Genomic DNA, 16,090 nt, shown 5'->3' on the forward strand with positions numbered 1-16,090 from the left:
GCCGCGGCCCGCAGGATCGAAGGCATGGATACGACAACCCTCTCCAGCCAGCTCCGGCAGATGTGGGAGACCAGGCCGCTCCGGGCCCGCAACGCGCCGATCGCCGGCGTGTGCACGGGCTTCGCGCGCCGCTACCAGGTGGACGTCGCGCTGGTCCGCGCGGCGTTCATCGGGGCGACGGTGCTCGGTGGACTCGGTTTCGTCGCCTACATCGTCGGCGTCTTCGTGCTCCCCAAGGAGTCCGAGTACGCGTACGGCACGCCCGTGCAGCGCTCGGGCCCGCCGACCTTCGTCCTCATCATCGCCGCGGTGATCGCGGTGAGCTTCGGCAGCGGCATGAGCTCGTCCTGGCCGGGCGCCGGGATCATCAGCCTCGCCCTGCTGGCGGCCGGCTGGTACGCGCTGCACCAGCGCCTGCCCGTGCCGCCGCCCGGCACCGCCGTCTCCACGCGGCTCGCGCCGGCGGCCCCCGTCGGGGCGTGGCAGCCGCCCGCGGCCCAGTTCCCCTGGCAGCCCGTGTGGACGCCCACTGATCCGCGCGCCACCGCGGCCCCCGCCCCCGAGGCGCCGAGGGCCGACGCACCGGCTCCCGAGCAGGCCCCGGAGGCGAGCCCCGCGGACGCGACCTCGCAGCCCCCTCAGGCATCGGCACCGTCGGAGCCCTTGAACCTGCGGAAGGCGCCGGCCCCCGAGGCCCCGCGCGTGCAGACGCAGGTCACCGAGGAGATCCATCCGCCGCGCTGGGATCCGCTGGGCGCCGCGCCCTTCGCGTGGGACCTGCCCGAGCCGGCGGCGGCGCACGCCCCGGTCCCGGTGGAGCCCAAGCGCCGCACCCGGATCACGCCCGTCACGCTCGGCATCGCGCTGCTCACGGCCGCGGCGATAGCCACCGTCAACCTCGTGTTCGGCGTGCCGATCTCGCCGGTGGTGGCCGCCGCCATCGTGCTCGGCGTGGTGGGCACCGGACTCGTCGCGGGCGCCTTCCGGCGCAGCGGCTACGGCCTGCTCGCCGTCGCGATCCCCCTGGCGGGCTTCGTGATCGTGGGCACGATGGCGCAGAACGTGATGAGCGGTTTCGCCGACGCCCCGCGCGGCGACAAGCAGTTCGTGGTGCCCTCGCCCACCGACCTCCAGGAGCAGTACGTCCTGCAGGTGGGCTCACTCCAGCTCGACCTGCGGCAGCTCACCCTCGACCACGACCGCACCGTGACCACCCGAGTGGGCGTGGGCGACACGCAGATCCAGATCCCCGCCGCGATGAACGTCAAGGTGCAGTGCCAGGTGTCGGTCGGGGACTCCGACTGCCCCACGGCGCTGAACAGCGTCGTGACCCCCGGCGCCCCCACCCTGACCATCGACGCCCAGGGCAACGTGGGCAATGTGGAGGTGAATCGTGTCCGCTGACAACAGCTCCGGTCGCGAGCGCGGCACGTCGCCCGCTCTCCTGGTCGCCGGGATCGCGGCCCTCGCGATCGCCGCCTGGGGAATCGTGGGCGGCCCCCGCCTCATCGACGCCGGCACCCTGCTCGGGATCCTCGCGATCGGCGCCGTCGTCGTGGCGGGGGTGACCCTGATCAGGCCGCGAAGAGGCTCCGATTCCGCCCCGCCCACTGCGCCAGGCTCATCGCCGGACGCCCACTGAGTTCCTCGACCAGCGAGTTCGCCTCCTGCCGGTACCGGCGGGAGGCGTCTTGCAGGTCCAGGTACCAGCCGGCCATGTCGCCCATCTCGGGGCGCAGGGCCTCCTCGGCCGCCTCGCGGCTGATCTGCTCGAAACCGACCTCGCGGCCGATGCCCTCGCCGATCTGCGCGGCCATCTCGACCCGGGTGAGGAAGCTCGGCCCGGTCAGCTCGTAGACCTTCCCGACGTGCGCGGCGTGATCGTCGGCCGCGAGGAGCGCGGCTGCGACCGCAGCGATGTCGTCCATGGAGATCGGCGCGCTCCCCGCGTCCGGGTAGGGCTCGCGGACCACGCCGGTGGCGACCTGGCCCGCCCAGCCCGCGAAGTTCTCCATGAACTCGCCCGGCCCCAGGACGGTCACGTCGATGCCGCTCGCCAGGATCGTGTCGGTGAGCGCCTGCCAGTGCGCACTCCCGGAGGTGGCGACCACGTACTGGACGCCCGCGTCCTTGGCCCGGCGCAGCACCTCCGCCGCCGTGGGCTCGTACGGCGCGAGGTACATCCCGGTCACGCCCTCGAAGGCGCCGTCGAGCGTCTCCGGCTTGCCGATGAAACCGCTGAAGGCCTCCACCCCGCTCGGCAGCGCCGCCTTCGCGGGGTTGGTGGTCAACGCCCGGATGTCCGTGACACCCCTCGCCACCAGCTCGTCGACCACTTTCCGTCCGATGTTGCCCGTTGCACCCGTCACCAGAATCGTCATGGCAACGACGGTACCGGCGGCACCGGTCAGATCGTGACCGCTATTCCCACTCGATGGTCCCCGGCGGCTTGCTCGTCACGTCGAGCACCACGCGGTTGACCTCTTCGACCTCGTTCGTGATACGGGTGGAGATGATCTCGAGAGTCTCGTAGGGCACCCGCGTCCAGTCCGCGGTCATCGCGTCCTCGGAGCTGACCGGGCGCAGCACGATCGGGTGGCCGTAGGTTCGGCCGTCGCCCTGCACGCCCACGCTGCGGACGTCGGCGAGCAGCACGACCGGGCACTGCCAGATGGTGCCGTCGAGCCCCGCGGCGGTGAGCTCCTCGCGCGCGATCGCGTCGGCCTTGCGCAGCAGGTCGAGCCGGTCCTTGGTGACCTCGCCGACGATGCGGATCGCCAGGCCCGGCCCGGGGAAGGGCTGGCGGCCGACGATCTCCTCCGGCAGGCCCAGCTCGCGGCCGACCGCGCGGACCTCGTCCTTGAACAGCAGGCGCAGCGGCTCGACGAGCGTGAACTCGAGGTCCTCCGGCAGGCCGCCCACGTTGTGATGGCTCTTGATGTTCGCCGTGCCGGCGCCGCCGCCCGACTCCACCACGTCGGGGTACAGCGTGCCCTGGACGAGGAAGTCGATGGTGTGGCCCTCGGCCGCCCGCGCGCCCAGCGCCTCGGAGACGACGTCCTCGAACGACCGGATGAACTCGCGGCCGATGATCTTGCGCTTCTCCTCGGGATCGGAGACGCCCTTGAGGTGCCCGAGGAAGGTGTCCTCAGCGTCGACGGTGATCAGGCGCGCGCCCGTCGCCTCCACGAAGTCCTGCTGCACCTGCTCGCGCTCGCCCTGCCGCAGCAGCCCATGATCGACGAAGACACAGGTCAGACGGTCGCCGATAGCCTTCTGCACCAGCGCGGCCGCGACGGCGGAGTCCACGCCGCCGGACAGCGCGCACAGCGCCAGACCGTCACCGACCTGGGCGCGGACGTCCTCGATGAGCTGCTCGGCGATGTTCGCCGCGGTCCAGGTGGGCTTCAGCCCGGCGATCTCGTACAGGAAGCGCGTGAGCACCTCCTGGCCGTGCGGGCTGTGCAGGACCTCGGGGTGGTACTGGACGCCGGCCATCTGCTTGCCGACGTTCTCGAACGCCGCGACCGGGGCGCCGGGGGTCGACGCCACCGTCGCGAAGCCCTCGGGCGCGACCTGCACGGCGTCGTTGTGGCTCATCCACACCGGCTGCTCGGCCGGGAGCCCCACGTGGAGGACACCGTCGCCCTGGGGGGTGAGGGTGGTGCGCCCGAACTCGCGCCCGCCCGTGTTGGCAACGGTGCCGCCGAGGGCCCGGGCCATCATCTGGAAGCCGTAGCAGATGCCGAAGACCGGGACGCCGAGGTCGAAGACCGCGGGATCGAGGTTGGGCGCGTCCTCCGCGTAGACCGACGCGGGGCCCCCCGACAGCACGATGGCGGCGGGGTTCTTGGCGCGCACCTCCTCGGCGGTGATGGTGTGCGGCACCACCTCCGAGTAGATCCGCGCCTCGCGGACGCGGCGCGCGATCAGCTGCGCGTACTGCGCGCCGAAGTCGACGACCAGAACCGGGTTGGGTGAGGAGTCCGTCACCCGGCTCAGTCTAGTCGCGGGCGGGGCCGCGTTCCGACAGAGGGCGGGACATCACGGCACGTCCACGAGCTCCCAGAGCGGCACGTGGGCGTACCAGGGGAACTCGTCGGGCGTGACGCGGACCCGGCGGCCGGCGAGGATCGCCTCGTTCTCTCCCCGCGCGTGCGGGGAGAGAACGTCGATCGCCGCCTCGGCGACCCGGTGGACGTCGGCCTCGTCGAACCGGGCCCAGAGCACCCGGCACCGTCGATCGGCGGACGGGGTCCCGGGGTGCTCGATCGCCCACTGCCGCAGCAGCGAGGGGTCCTCCGGGGAGCTCGCGAACTCGAACAAGGCCGAACCCGCGCCCAGCCGGTCGGCGATCGACGCGGTGACGCGCGGCTCGTCGTCGGGCCGGATGAGGACTGTGACGAGGGGGAATCCTGCGGACATGCGGTCACGCTACGGCGCCGGGACCGCCGCGGTCATCAGGGTTTCTCCCGGTTCCGGCCCTGATAACGCGGGGTCTAGGCCTCCCGGCGGCGGACGATCTCGGCGATCCAGATCGGCGCGAAGGGCGAGGTGCAGCCCTTCGACACCGGGTAGTCCGCGAGCACCTGCAGGTCCTCGCCGATGGCGACGGCGCGGGCACGGCGGGACTCGTCCTCGATGCCGATGGTCGCGAGGGTCTCGTTCATGGCCCACTGCAGCTTCGGCTCCGCGTCGCGCATCTCGCGGGCGATGGTGTCGAGCAGCGCGTCCCGGTCGAGGTCGGCGGTGGTCACCGCGTGCGTCGTGAGCGCCCAGCCGGCCGCGCGGACCCGCGGGTCGGCGTCGCCCCACCACCGCTCCCGCAGAGCGGAGGCGTGCGCCGACTTCTTCACCAGGTAGTTCAGCAGCCAGTCGTGCGCCTTGTCGCTGCGCGCGGTGCGCAGCATCGCGTCCAGCTCGTCCGCGGTGAACTGCTTCGGCTTCGCGATGAGCAGGGCCACCAGCTGCGCGGCCACGTCGCCCGAGTCCCACAGCTCGCCCGCCAGCTCGCGGTCGGTGCCGAGGGACTTCGCCAGCGCCCGCAGCTTCGTCAGGTTCACCCCGTGCGGGTCGCCGTGCCGCTCGTTGACGGCCCGCGCCTTCGGGTCCTCCAGCGCCGCCAGCTCGGCCACGATCTCGTCGACTCGCGTCATGACACCGAGGGTAGCGGCGCGGACCGTCAGGCCTGGGAGTCCGCGTCCTGCTGCGCCGGCGCCTCCTGTGCCGGACGCACCTTCGGCAGCGGCAGCAGCAGCTGGCCGGGCGCGCCCGCGGGCACGGCGGGCGCCTTCGGCGCGGTCGGCGCGATGCGCTGGTAGCCGGCGCCCTGCGCAGGGCGCGGGTCCTGCTCCCCCTTGTTCGGCCACAGCGACGCGGCGCGCTCGGCCTGGGCCGCGATCGACAGCGACGGGTTGACGCCGAGGTTCGCGGAGATGGCGGCACCGTCGACCACGAACAGCGACGGGTAGTTGTGGATGCGGTGGTACGGGTCGATGACGCCGGTCTCGGGCGTCTCCGAAATCGCTGCGCCACCGAGGAAGTGGGCGGTCATCGGGACGTTGAAGATGTCACCCCAGGTACCGCCGGCCACGCCGTTCAGCTTCTCCGCGCCGATCCGCGCGGCCTCGTTGCCCGCGGGGATCCACGTCGGGTTCGGCGCGCCGTGGCCCTGCTTGGAGACCATGCGCCGCTTCTTCGAGCCGGGGATCTTCTTGGTGTACGTGGTGATCGAGTTGTCGAGGCTCTGCATCACCAGCAGGATCAGCACGCGCTGACCCCAGTCCTTCTGCGTGAGCAGCAGTTTGAGGTCCGTGGGCTTCTTGGCGAGGCCCTTGAGGAAGCCGCCGAGGCGCGTGCGCTTCTCGCCGCCGTCGACGAGCAGGGTCTGCAGCAGGCCCATGGCGTTACGGCCGGGGCCGTAGCGGACGGGCTCGATGTGGGTGTCGGGCGTCGGGTAGAAGGAGCTGGTGATCGCGACGCCCTGCGAGAGGTCCTGCGACGGATCTGCGACCGTGCGCGCCGAGCCCAGGATCGACTCGGAGTTGGTGCGGGTGAGCACGCCGAGCCGGTCCGAGAGCTGCGGCAGCGCGCCGGTGTCCTTGAGCGAGTGCAGCAGCGTCTGCGTGCCCCAGGTGCCGGCGGCGAAGACCACGTTGTCGGCCGTGTAGACGGTCCGGTTCTTGCGCGCGACGGCACCGGTGCGCACCGTCGACACCTCCCAGACGCCCTTGCGGCCCTCGCGCAGCGCGGTCACCGTCGTCATCGGGATGAAGCGGGCGCCGCCCGCCTCCGCGAGGTGGATGTAGTTCTTCATCAGCGTGTTCTTGGCGCCCACGCGGCAGCCCGACATGCACTGGCCGCACTCGGTGCAGCCCGTGCGGGCGGGGCCGGCGCCGCCGAAGAACGGGTCCGCGTCGGTGCGGCCCGGCTGGTTGAAGTACACGCCCACCGGGGTCTCGGTGAACGTGTCCGCGACGCCCATCTCCTCCGCGATCTGCTTGATCACGCGGTCCGACGGGGTCTCGTGCGGGTTCTTCACCACGCCGAGCATGCGGCGGGCCTGATCGTAGAACGGGCTGAGCTCGTCGTCCCAGTCGGTGATGTGCTTCCACTGCGGGTCGTTGAAGAACGGCGCGGGCGGCTTGTAGAGCGTGTTCGCGTAGTTCAGCGAGCCGCCGCCCACGCCGGCGCCGGCGAGGACCACGGCGTCGTTGAGCAGGTGGATCCGCTGGATGCCATAAAGGCCCATCTTCGGCGCCCAGACGAACTTCTTGAGGTTCCAGGTGCTCTCGGCGAAGTCCTCGTCCTCGAAGCGCTGACCGGCCTCGAGCACGCCGACGCGGTAGCCCTTCTCCGTCAGGCGCAGCGCCGTGACGCTGCCGCCGAACCCGGACCCGATCACGAGCACGTCGAAGTGGTCGCCCGACTTCTGCCCGACTGCCTTGGCCATCTGGAACCCCTCACCCGTCCGTGGCGGACATGTGTCACCGGGCCGCGGCTGAAACGGCCCTACTGACGGGTAACGGTACTACTAAACCCCACTCAATAACAGGGCTTCGCGCTCAGTACGCGACGTTGAGCCCCACCTTCTGGAACTCCTTGAGCTCGCTGTAGCCGGCCTTGGCCATCGACCGGCGCAGGCCGCCGACCAGGTTCAACTGGCCGTTCGGCTCCGTCGACGGGCCGGTGAGGATGGTCGAGAGCGACGGGGCGGTGCCGGCGGCGGCACCCTCCCCCGCGTCCAGGCCACCGAGCTGCGCGGGCGCGACCGCGCCGCGCGGCATCGACGGGTGTGCGGCCACCGACGGCCAGTACCAGCCCTTGCCCGGCGCCTCGGCGGCGATCGCCAGCGGCGCGCCCAGCATCGTGGCGTCGGCGCCGCACGCGATCGCGCGGGCGACGTCGCCGGAGCTGTAGATGTCGCCGTCGGCGATCACGTGCACGTACCGGCCGCCGGTCTCGTCGAGGTAGTCCCGGCGGGCGGCCGCGGCGTCCGCGATCGCCGTCGCCATCGGCACGCCGATGCCGAGCACCTCACGGGTGGTGGTCGCGCCTTCGGCCGAGCCGTAGCCCACGATGACGCCGGCGGCGCCCGTGCGCATCAGGTGCAGCGCAGTGCGGTGATCGCTCACGCCGCCCGCGACGACGGGGACGTCGAGGTCGCCGATGAAGGTCTTCAGGTTGAGCGGCTCCCCCGCCGACTCCTCGTTGGAGACGTGCTCGGCGGAGATGATCGTGCCGTGGATGACCAGCAGGTCGATGCCCGCCTTGACCAGCACCGGCGTCAGCTCGCGGGCGCGCTGCGGAGAGACGCGGACCGCCACCGTCACCCCGGCGTCCCGGACCCGGCCGACGGCCGCGGCCAGCAGCTCGGGATCGAGCGGCGCGGCGTGCAGCTCCTGCAGGCGGCGGATCGCCGCGATGCCGGTGATGTCGGACGCGGCGAGCTCGACGACCTGCTCCAGCTGGGCCTCCGCGTCGCGGTGCCGGGAGAACAGGCCCTCCGCGTTGAGCACGCCCAGGCCGCCCAGCTTGCCGAGCTCGATCGCGAACTCCGGCGAGCCGATCGCGTCCGTCGGGTGCGAGAGGATCGGGGTGTCGAAGCGGTACGCGTCGAGCTGCCAGGCGGTGGACACCTCCTTCGAGGAACGGGTGCGCCGCGAGGGGACGATGTTCACGTCCTGCAGCTCGTAGGTGCGCCGGGCCGTGCGGCCCATGCCGATCTCAACCATGTCGCGCAACGCGCTCAGTCCTTCCGGTTCCGGAGCGACCGCTCCGAATGTGCCTGTTCAGCAGGGTTCTAGCGCGTGTAGTTCGGCGCCTCGACCGTCATCGTGATGTCGTGCGGGTGCGATTCTTTCAGACCCGCCGCGGTGATCTGCACGAACTGGGCGCGGTTGAGGTCCTCGATGGTCTGGCTGCCGGTGTAGCCCATGGCCGCGCGGAGGCCGCCGGTGAGCTGGTGGATCACCGAGCCGAGCGGGCCGCGGAAGGGCACGCGACCCTCGATGCCCTCGGGAACCAGCTTGTCCTCGGAGAGCACGTCGTCCTGGAAGTAGCGGTCCTTGGAGTAGGACTTGGCCTGGCCGCGGCCCTGCATGGCGCCGAGGCTGCCCATGCCGCGGTAGCTCTTGAACTGCTTCCCGCCGACGAGGATCAGCTCGCCCGGCGACTCCGCGGTGCCCGCGAGCAGCGAGCCGAGCATCGCCGTCGAAGCACCGGCCGCGAGGGCCTTCGCCACGTCGCCCGAGAACTGCAGGCCGCCGTCGGCGATGACCGGGACGCCGGCCGGCGCGCACGCCGCGGTCGCCTCGAGGATGGCCGTGATCTGCGGGGCGCCGACGCCGGCGACCACGCGGGTGGTGCAGATCGAGCCGGGGCCCACGCCCACCTTGACACCGTCGACGCCGGCCGCGACCAGCGCCGCCGCGCCGCCGCGGGTGGCGACGTTGCCGCCGATGAGCTGCACGTCGTCGCCCAGCTCGAGCTTGAGCTTCTCGATCATGTTGAGCACGCCGCTCGAGTGGCCGTGCGCCGAATCGACCACCAGCACGTCGACGCCGGCGTCGCGCAGCGCCATCGCGCGCTCCCACGCCTCGTCGCCGGCGCCGACCGCGGCGCCGACCAGCAGGCGGCCGTCGGAGTCCTTGGTCGCGTTCGGGTGCTGCTCGGTCTTGACGAAGTCCTTGACCGTGATCAGGCCGGTCAGCTTGCCGCTGCCGTCGACGATGGGCAGCTTCTCGATCTTGTGCCGGCGCAGCAGGCCCAGCGCGGCCTCGGCGGTGACGCCCTCCTGCGCGGTGATCAGCGGCGTCTTCGTCATCACCTCGGCGACGGGGCGGTCGAAGTCGACCTCGAAGCGCATGTCGCGATTGGTGATGATGCCGACCAGCGTGCCCTTCTCGTCCGTGACGGGCAGGCCGGAGATGCGGAACCGGGCGCACATCTCGTCGACCTCGCGCAGCGTGTTCGACGGGCTGCAGGTCACGGGATCGGTGACCATGCCGGCCTCGGAGCGCTTGACCGTCTCGACCTGCTGCGCCTGCGCCTCGATGGAGAGGTTGCGGTGGAGCACGCCCATGCCGCCGTTGCGGGCCATCGCGATGGCCATGCGGGCCTCCGTGACGGTGTCCATCGCGGAGCTGATCAGCGGCACCTTGAGCGTGATCTCGCGGGTGAGCTTGGTGGAGATGTCGACCCCCGACGGGATCACGTCGGAGGCGGCGGGAACGAGGAGGACGTCGTCGAAGGTGAGGCCGAGCATCGCCACCTTCGCGGGGTCGTCGCCCCCGATGAAAACGTTGCCGGGTGCGGGCGCGGGAGAGGCGGAGCGCGTCATGTATCCATGGTACGCGGCGGATTCCTGTGCTCGTCACGCGCGTGTGACTGGCCTTCCCCGGTCATTCCTGCGTACCGTGGGGGCGTGCGCAACAATCTTCCTCCCGGCCTCCCGCCGGACCCGTTCGCCGACGACCCGAGCGACCCGACGGCCGCGCTGGACTCGCTCGACCCTGGTCAGCCCCTCGATCCCGCCGAACGACTCGCCGTCGAGGAGGACCTCGCGGACCTCTCCGTCTACGAGGCGCTGCTCGCGCACCGCGGCGTCCGCGGCCTGGTGATCTGCTGCGACGACTGTCAGGAAGATCACTACCACGACTGGGACATGCTGCGCGCGAACCTGCTGCAGCTGCTCGTCGACGGCACCGTCCGCCCGCACGAGCCCGCCTACGATCCGGCGCCCGACGCCTACGTCACGTGGGACTACTGCCGCGGCTACGCCGATGCGGCGATGAACCTCGCGAACGAGGAGTGATCCGGCGCTAGTCGCACCCGGACACGGCGAAGGCCCCCACCGCGCGGTGGGGGCCTTCGCTGTTCGTCATGCGGTCGCTACCGCGGGAGCCAGTCCTCCGGCACGACCGTCAGGATCGACCCGGCCGCGGCCGTCGTGGTCGTCGTCGTGGCGGTCGGCCGGGGCCGCGTCGTGGTCGTCGTCGGCGTCGTGGGCTCCGTCGCGGAGGTCGGGGCCGTGGTCGTCGTCGGCGCCGTCGTGGTGGTCGGCGTCGTGGTCGTCGGCTCCGGCGTCGTGGTCGGCACCGTCGTCGTCGGCGTGGTCGGCCGGGTCGGGTACGTCGGCGTCGTCGGGCGGGTCGGCTCCGTCGGCAGCGTGACCGTCGGCTCCGTCGTCGACGTCGGCGGAACCGACGGCGAGGGCGACGGTGACGGCGGGCGCGTCGAGGTGGGCAGGTCGGTCGATCCGACCGGCAGCCCGGCGCGCGCCTCCGCGGCGCGGATCCGCTCCTCGAGCGCGGCGCGGTCCTTCTCGTTCTTCACCTTCGCGGCCTGCTGACGCGCGCTGACCAGCGCGGCCTGCGCCTCCGCCTGGTTGCTGGAGTCGATCGCGTTGTCCGCACTCTCGAGCTGCGCCTTCGCCTCCGAGGTGGCGATCGTCTGCGAGGCGGCGTCCGAGAAGACGACCTCCTTGACGCTCCACAGCGCACCGTCGCCCGGGCTCGCGGACTGGCGCGACGAGATCGTCACCACGCCGGTCCCGGCCGGCCCGTCGGTCGACGAGATGGTCGCGCCAGTCCGCGAGCAGCGACGCGAGAGCGAACTCGGTCTGATCCGCGGTGGTGACGGCACCGCCGGCCGCGAGCGCCTCGATCAGGTCGTCGTCGCGGCGGACCGCGGCCACGTCGACGGGCGCGCCGTCGTCGGTGACGCGGTCGACGAAGCCGGTGTCGTCGGCTCCCAGGTCGCGAGGTGCACCGGGCCGCATCGGGCGCATCGGCGGACCCAGACGGTGAGCGGCCGTGCGCTCGGGGTCGTGCGGGTCGAAGCCCCCGTGGTTGTCGCCCCTGTTGTTCTCGTCGGCCATGTCAGTTCTCACCTTCTTTCGCGATCTGGTTCTTCAGCTTGGTCAGCGCGCGGTGCTGGGCCACGCGAACGGCACCGGCGGTACCGCCCACGGCCTCCGCGGTCTCCTCGGCCGACAGGCCGACGACCACGCGGAGGATCAGGATCTCGCGCTGCTTCTCGGGGAGCGTGCTGAGCAGTCGGGCCATGTCACGGCTCGCCTCGGTGGCGAGCGCGTGGCTCTCGGGCCCGCCTTCCAGCGACGCTCTCTCTGGAATCTCGCCCACGGGGTCGGATTTGTTACGCGAAGCGTTCCGGAAGCCGTCCGCGACCTTGTGCGCGGCGATGCCGTACACGAACGCCATGAAGGGACGCCCCTGGTCCTGATAACGGGGCAGCGCCGTCATCACAGCCATGCACACCTCCTGCGCGAGATCCTCAGCCGACAGCGAGTGACGCTCGCCGCCCCCGACCCGCGCACGGCAGTACCGCACGACGAGGGGTCGGATGGTGTCGAGAACATCTGCGAGCGCAGACCTGTCGCCCTGCGCTGCTTCGCGCACGGCCCGGTCGAGCTCCTCACCTGTCAGATTCATCGCCAGCCTGCATTCCGCCGTTACACCCCTGCCAGATCCGCGCCATCACGAACCCATTCCTCCTCCAGAGCAGCCGCGATCCGTGCCGCCCCCGCGCCCCGCTCCTCCCCTGACGTGCCGCTCATCATTTTCGCACCGGCCCACCTTAGAGGATTCAACACCGACTCGGTGGCGACCCGGTACGCGTTCTCGACAAGTTCCGCGGCCCGGTCGGCCTGCCCCGAGGCCATCGCCGCGGCGCCCGCGATGAGGAGCGTCTTCGCGTGATGACGCGGGCGGCCCGGTCCCGGATCGGCCGTGAGCAGGGCGTCGACGGCGTCCGCCGCGCCCGCGGTGTCCCCGGAGTACACGGCGAGCTCTGCGGCCACCCAGTCCCGGCGCAGCCGGGCGCGGGGCACCGTCCACCACGGGACCTGCCCCGACGGCGCACCGTCGGACCCGGCCGTCGCGGCCGCACCGGCGTCGTATGCCGCGAGGTGCTCGTCGGCGCGCGAGAGGAGCCGCGCACTGAGGGCGTACCGTCCGGTCCCCAGGGCGTCCGCCGCGAGCCCCACCGTCGCGTCGATCGTCAATGCCACGCTCATGCCGTACACAGGTTGTTCATACCCTGTGTATGCAATCGCCAACGCGGCGCCGTCGGGAACCGTGGCGGCGCGGTGCCGGCCGGACTGCCGCAGCATCGACGCCTCGAGACACCGGGCGGCGGAACCGAAGGAACCGTCGGACACCCCCGCGGTGAGGGCGCGCGCGGCGGCGAACCGCCCGGCGCCGGCCAGCGCCACCGCCCGCAGCCACACCCGTCCCTGCGGACCGTCGAGCGGCCCGACGGGACCGCAGTCCGTTCCGAACGCCGCCACGAGGAGCGCCTCCGTGGAGGCGCCCGACTGTCCAGTTTCCAAAGATTTAACCTTCCAGAATTTGCAGGCGTGACAATGGCGCACGGAGGCCGTTCACAGGCGTTGACGTTACCGGCATGTAAGGCGATTCCGGCCCGTCGACCGCCACCGAACCATCCATCGTTACGGCGTACGATAAATCGAAACATAGCATCACCTGCAGGAATCCCTCACAGGACACTCGGTTCACGGTCGCAATTCCCAGGATGCATACCGCCGGGATGAATGAACACGACGTTAATTCTCACGCTGATCGAATCACCCCCCGGATACCCCCGAGCGGGTTGACCTTCGTCTAGCGAACTGCCTACGGTGAGAGCGCGAGAGGAACAACGACGTTTCCACGCCCGCGAGACCGCCGAGTGTTTGGAGAATGCGCATGCCTCAACCCAACGAGCTCCCCGGTCCCAACTCGGACTTCTGGGACTGGCAGATGCACGGCGTGTGTCGCGGGGTCGACAGCTCGGTGTTCTTCCATCCCGACGGCGAGCGCGGCCGGGCTCGTGCGCAGCGCGAGCGGCGCGCCAAGGAGCTGTGCCGGACGTGCCCCGTCCTCGCCCAGTGCCGCGCGCACGCGATCACCGTCGCCGAGCCCTACGGGATCTGGGGCGGCCTGTCGGAGTCGGAGCGCGCAGCCCTCGCGTCGAAGTCGCGGGTCAAGACCAGCCGCATCGCGGGCTGACGCCCCACGGAACGCAGGAGCGCCCCCGACCGGCCGGTCGGGGGCGCTCCGTTCTGCGCGAGCTCGGGAGCCGCTCCTAGTGGGAGTGGCCCGCGTGCGCGTCCTCGGCCTGCTCGGCCGGCTTGTCGACGACGGTGACCTCGGTGGTGAGGATCATCCGCGCCACCGACGCGGCGTTCACCACGGCGCTGCGGGTGACCTTCACCGGGTCGATGACGCCGTCGGCGATGAGATCGCCGAAGACCAGCGTGGCGGCGTTGAAGCCCTTGCCGGTCTCGGTCACCTGGTTGACGATGACCGCACCGTCCTCGCCGGCGTTGGTGGCGATCCAGTACAGCGGGGCGGTGAGCGCGCGCCGGAAGGCACGCACGCCCAGCTTGAAGTCGCCCTCGGCGCCGTCCTCGAGGTCGGCCAGCTGCGCGCTGACCTTGACCAGCGCGGTGCCGCCGCCGGAGACGATGCCCTCCTCGACCGCGGCGCGCGCGGCGGAGACGGCGTCCTCGACGCGGTGCTTGCGCTCCTTGAGCTCGGTCTCGGTGTGCGCACCCACGCGGATCACGGCCACGCCGCCGGCCAGCTTCGCGAGGCGCTCGGAGAGCTTCTCGCGGTCCCAGTCGGAGTCGCTGTTCTCGATCTCGGCCTTGATCTGCGCCGCGCGCTGCTTGACGTCCTCCGAGGAGCCGGCACCGTCGACGATGGTGGTGGCGTCCTTGGTCACCTCGACGCGCCGGGCGCTGCCCAGCAGGTCGATGCCGGCCGTGGCCAGGCTCAGGCCCAGGTCGGTGTTGATGACGGTGCCGCCGGTGACGATGGCGAGATCCTCGAGGAAGGCCTTGCGGCGATCACCGAAGAACGGCGCCTTCACGGCGACGGCGCGGATGGTCTTGCGCAGGGTGTTGAGCACCAGGGTCGACAGGGGCTCGCCCTCGACGTCCTCGGCGACGATCAGCACCGGCTTGCCGGTCTCGAGGATCTTCTCGAGCAGTGGCAGGAAGTCGGGCAGCGACGTGATCTTGTCGCGGACCAGCAGCACCAGGGCGTCGTCGAAGACGACCTTGCGCTCCTCGAGGTCCGTGACGAAGTTCGGGGAGATGTAGCCCTTGTCGAACTGCACGCCCTCGGTCACGACGACGTCGGTCTCGACGCCCGAGCTCTCCTCGATCGTGACGACGCCGTCGGCGCCGACCTTGGTCATCGCGGAGCCGATCATCGCGCCCAGCTCCGCGTCGCGCGAGCTGACGGTCGCGACCTGCGCGATCGCCTTCTCGCCGTCGACCGGGGTGGCCTGCGAGACCAGGATCTCGGCGGCCTTGTCCGCCGCCGCGCCGATGCCCTTGCCGAACTCGATCGGGTTGGCGCCGGCCGCGACGTTGCGCAGGCCCTCCTTGACGATCGCCTGTGCGAGCACGGTGGCGGTCGTGGTGCCGTCGCCGGCGATGTCGTTGGTCTTGGTCGCCACGGACTTCACCAGCTGGGCGCCCAGGTTCTCGACCGGGTCCTCCAGCTCGATCTCCTTGGCGATGGTCACGCCGTCGTTGGTGACGACGGGGCCGCCGAAGGCCTTCGCCAGCACCACGTGGCGGCCACGGGGGCCGAGGGTGACCTTGACCGCGTCGGCGAGCTCGTCGACACCGGCCTCCAGGCTGCGGCGCGCCGACTCGTCGAATGCGATTTGCTTAGCCATGTTTCAAAGCTCCTCAAGCTCTGCGGAAACGGCCGGACCGCCCCGTCCCGGGCTGATTCCCAGGGGCGGGGCGGTCCGGAATTCGCACGTGTGCGCCGTTACTTGCCGATGACGGCCAGGACGTCGCGCGCGGAGAGCACGAGGTACTCCTCGCCGTCGTAGTTGAACTCGGTGCCGCCGTACTTGCTGAACAGCACGGTGTCGCCCTCGTTGATGCCGGTCGGAACCCGGTTGCCCTGCTCCGTCACGCGGCCCTCGCCCACGGCGACGACGGTGCCGGTCTGCGGCTTCTCCTTGGCGGTGTCCGGGATGACCAGGCCCGACGCGGTGGTGGTCTCGGCCTCGGTGGCCTTCACCAGGATCTTGTCGTCAAGCGGCTTGATGTTCACGCTCGCCACAGTTCGCCTCCATGTGTGGAAAATCTTCTGTATGTCAGGGTGGCCCGAAAGTCACAGCCGTCGTCGCGGGTGCCGGCGTCACCTTGTGCGCGCGGATCTCCCCGCGCACACGAACCACTTAGCACTCTACCGATGGGAGTGCTAGCACTCAAGGGCGGTGTTCGGACAATTCAGTGGGTGAGATGCTCCACCATCAGAACCTGCAGTTCACCGACGAGGAAGCCGAGGATCGCGCCCACCATGATGAGCGTCTTCTCGTCCGCCTGGAACGCCGGGCGGAGCACGCCCTCGAACTCGTCGGGGGTCATCGCCGCCATCTTCTGCACCATCGTCGTGCGGATGTCGAGCTTCGCGTCGAGATAGTCGTTGGCGTCCCCCAGCATCACCGGCATCGACGCGACGAAGTCGTCCGCGCCCGCGCGCGACATCGGCCCGATCTGGGCCATGTCGAGGCCGCCCACGACCCTGCCCACCTG

General features: G+C 71.1%; 16 protein-coding genes and 2 pseudogenes. 4 read left to right on the forward strand and 14 right to left on the reverse strand.

What is annotated here, in order from left to right; all coding sequences use genetic code 11:
• Nucleotides 1-24: 24 nt before the first annotated feature.
• Both LB823_RS19250 and LB823_RS19255 read left to right on the forward strand, forming a co-directional pair.
• Nucleotides 25-1,404, forward strand: a complete 1,380-nt coding sequence (locus LB823_RS19250; RefSeq protein ID WP_224650235.1) for a PspC domain-containing protein — start codon at nt 25-27, stop codon at nt 1,402-1,404.
• Nucleotides 1,394-1,642 (forward strand): hypothetical protein, encoded by a 249-nt coding sequence (locus LB823_RS19255; RefSeq protein ID WP_224650237.1) that lies wholly within the window; start codon nt 1,394-1,396, stop codon nt 1,640-1,642. The genes LB823_RS19250 and LB823_RS19255 overlap by 11 nt, the downstream gene beginning before the upstream one ends.
• Here the strand turns inward: LB823_RS19255 and LB823_RS19260 are convergent.
• The 7 genes from LB823_RS19260 to guaB form a co-directional block, all read right to left on the reverse strand.
• Nucleotides 1,575-2,381 carry an SDR family oxidoreductase gene (locus LB823_RS19260; protein ID WP_224650239.1) on the reverse strand — a complete coding sequence of 269 codons (807 nt, stop codon included), beginning with the start codon at nt 2,379-2,381 and terminating at the stop codon, nt 1,575-1,577. The two genes, LB823_RS19255 and LB823_RS19260, sit on opposite strands and share 68 nt — an antisense overlap.
• Before the next feature lie 40 nt (nt 2,382-2,421).
• Nucleotides 2,422-3,993: a glutamine-hydrolyzing GMP synthase gene (guaA, locus tag LB823_RS19265; protein ID WP_224650241.1), complete on the reverse strand. Its 1,572-nt coding sequence runs from the start codon at nt 3,991-3,993 to the stop codon at nt 2,422-2,424.
• Nucleotides 3,994-4,044: 51 nt separating this feature from the next.
• Entirely contained in the window at nt 4,045-4,425 is a 381-nt protein-coding gene (locus LB823_RS19270; protein WP_224650243.1) for a hypothetical protein, read from the reverse strand.
• Between the two features lie 74 nt (nt 4,426-4,499).
• The gene (locus LB823_RS19275) at nt 4,500-5,156 is read right to left on the reverse strand and encodes a DNA alkylation repair protein (RefSeq protein ID WP_224650245.1); all 657 of its coding nucleotides are present in this window, start codon (nt 5,154-5,156) and stop codon (nt 4,500-4,502) included.
• Between the two features lie 26 nt (nt 5,157-5,182).
• Nucleotides 5,183-6,952 (reverse strand): GMC family oxidoreductase N-terminal domain-containing protein, encoded by a 1,770-nt coding sequence (locus LB823_RS19280; RefSeq protein WP_224650247.1) that lies wholly within the window; start codon nt 6,950-6,952, stop codon nt 5,183-5,185.
• 112 nt (nt 6,953-7,064) lie between these two features.
• Nucleotides 7,065-8,243, reverse strand: a complete 1,179-nt coding sequence (locus LB823_RS19285) for a GuaB3 family IMP dehydrogenase-related protein (protein WP_224650249.1) — start codon at nt 8,241-8,243, stop codon at nt 7,065-7,067.
• A 59-nt stretch (nt 8,244-8,302) separates the two neighbouring features.
• On the reverse strand, nt 8,303-9,841 hold the full coding sequence (gene guaB, locus LB823_RS19290; RefSeq protein WP_304941293.1) for an IMP dehydrogenase: 1,539 nt from the start codon (nt 9,839-9,841) through the stop codon (nt 8,303-8,305).
• Nucleotides 9,842-9,925: 84 nt separating this feature from the next.
• Between guaB and LB823_RS19295 the strand changes: the two genes are divergently transcribed.
• Complete coding sequence (locus LB823_RS19295) at nt 9,926-10,315, forward strand: DUF5319 domain-containing protein (protein ID WP_068522523.1); 390 nt, start codon at nt 9,926-9,928, stop codon at nt 10,313-10,315.
• A 77-nt stretch (nt 10,316-10,392) separates the two neighbouring features.
• Here LB823_RS19295 and LB823_RS19300 read toward each other — a convergent pair whose 3' ends face one another.
• The 4 genes and pseudogenes from LB823_RS19300 to LB823_RS19315 all read right to left on the reverse strand — a co-directional run bounded on the left by LB823_RS19300 (nt 10,393) and on the right by LB823_RS19315 (nt 12,853).
• On the reverse strand, nt 10,393-11,043 hold the full coding sequence (locus LB823_RS19300; RefSeq protein WP_224650277.1) for a hypothetical protein: 651 nt from the start codon (nt 11,041-11,043) through the stop codon (nt 10,393-10,395).
• Nucleotides 11,044-11,080: 37 nt separating this feature from the next.
• Nucleotides 11,081-11,380: pseudogene (locus LB823_RS24190) on the reverse strand (anti-sigma-D factor RsdA); the annotation flags it as partial.
• Between the two features lies 1 nt (nt 11,381).
• On the reverse strand, nt 11,382-11,954 hold the full coding sequence (locus LB823_RS19310) for a sigma-70 family RNA polymerase sigma factor (RefSeq protein ID WP_224650252.1): 573 nt from the start codon (nt 11,952-11,954) through the stop codon (nt 11,382-11,384).
• Nucleotides 11,955-11,974: 20 nt separating this feature from the next.
• Nucleotides 11,975-12,853, reverse strand: a complete 879-nt coding sequence (locus LB823_RS19315) for a hypothetical protein (RefSeq protein ID WP_224650254.1) — start codon at nt 12,851-12,853, stop codon at nt 11,975-11,977.
• A 376-nt stretch (nt 12,854-13,229) separates the two neighbouring features.
• On the opposite strand from LB823_RS19315, the gene LB823_RS19320 reads away from it, so the two are divergent.
• Nucleotides 13,230-13,532 carry a WhiB family transcriptional regulator gene (locus tag LB823_RS19320; RefSeq protein WP_224650256.1) on the forward strand — a complete coding sequence of 101 codons (303 nt, stop codon included), beginning with the start codon at nt 13,230-13,232 and terminating at the stop codon, nt 13,530-13,532.
• A 76-nt stretch (nt 13,533-13,608) separates the two neighbouring features.
• Here LB823_RS19320 and groL read toward each other — a convergent pair whose 3' ends face one another.
• The 3 genes and pseudogenes from groL to LB823_RS19335 form a co-directional block, all read right to left on the reverse strand.
• Nucleotides 13,609-15,216, reverse strand: coding sequence for a chaperonin GroEL (gene groL, locus LB823_RS19325; protein WP_224650269.1), 1,608 nt, complete (start codon nt 15,214-15,216; stop codon nt 13,609-13,611).
• Nucleotides 15,217-15,314: 98 nt separating this feature from the next.
• Nucleotides 15,315-15,614 (reverse strand): co-chaperone GroES, encoded by a 300-nt coding sequence (groES, locus tag LB823_RS19330; protein ID WP_068528650.1) that lies wholly within the window; start codon nt 15,612-15,614, stop codon nt 15,315-15,317.
• A gap of 170 nt (nt 15,615-15,784) precedes the next feature.
• Nucleotides 15,785-16,090: pseudogene (locus tag LB823_RS19335) on the reverse strand (DUF445 domain-containing protein); the annotation flags it as partial.

Source organism: Tsukamurella sp. M9C (genome assembly GCF_020169415.1).
Classification (GTDB): Bacteria; Actinomycetota; Actinomycetes; order Mycobacteriales; family Mycobacteriaceae; genus Tsukamurella.

Bases quoted from the DNA above. Each gene is read 5' to 3' on its own strand.
- LB823_RS19260 (WP_224650239.1), bottom strand. From the start codon at position 2,381: ATGACGATTCTGGTGACGGGTGCAACGGGCAACATCGGACGGAAAGTG.
- LB823_RS19280 (WP_224650247.1), bottom strand. From the start codon at position 6,952: ATGGCCAAGGCAGTCGGGCAGAAGTCGGGCGACCACTTCGACGTGCTC.
- LB823_RS19275 (WP_224650245.1), bottom strand. From the start codon at position 5,156: ATGACGCGAGTCGACGAGATCGTGGCCGAGCTGGCGGCGCTGGAGGAC.
- guaB (WP_304941293.1), bottom strand. From the start codon at position 9,841: ATGACGCGCTCCGCCTCTCCCGCGCCCGCACCCGGCAACGTTTTCATC.
- groL (WP_224650269.1), bottom strand. From the start codon at position 15,216: ATGGCTAAGCAAATCGCATTCGACGAGTCGGCGCGCCGCAGCCTGGAG.
- LB823_RS19320 (WP_224650256.1), top strand. From the start codon at position 13,230: ATGCCTCAACCCAACGAGCTCCCCGGTCCCAACTCGGACTTCTGGGAC.
- LB823_RS19250 (WP_224650235.1), top strand. From the start codon at position 25: ATGGATACGACAACCCTCTCCAGCCAGCTCCGGCAGATGTGGGAGACC.
- LB823_RS19310 (WP_224650252.1), bottom strand. From the start codon at position 11,954: ATGAATCTGACAGGTGAGGAGCTCGACCGGGCCGTGCGCGAAGCAGCG.
- LB823_RS19270 (WP_224650243.1), bottom strand. From the start codon at position 4,425: ATGTCCGCAGGATTCCCCCTCGTCACAGTCCTCATCCGGCCCGACGAC.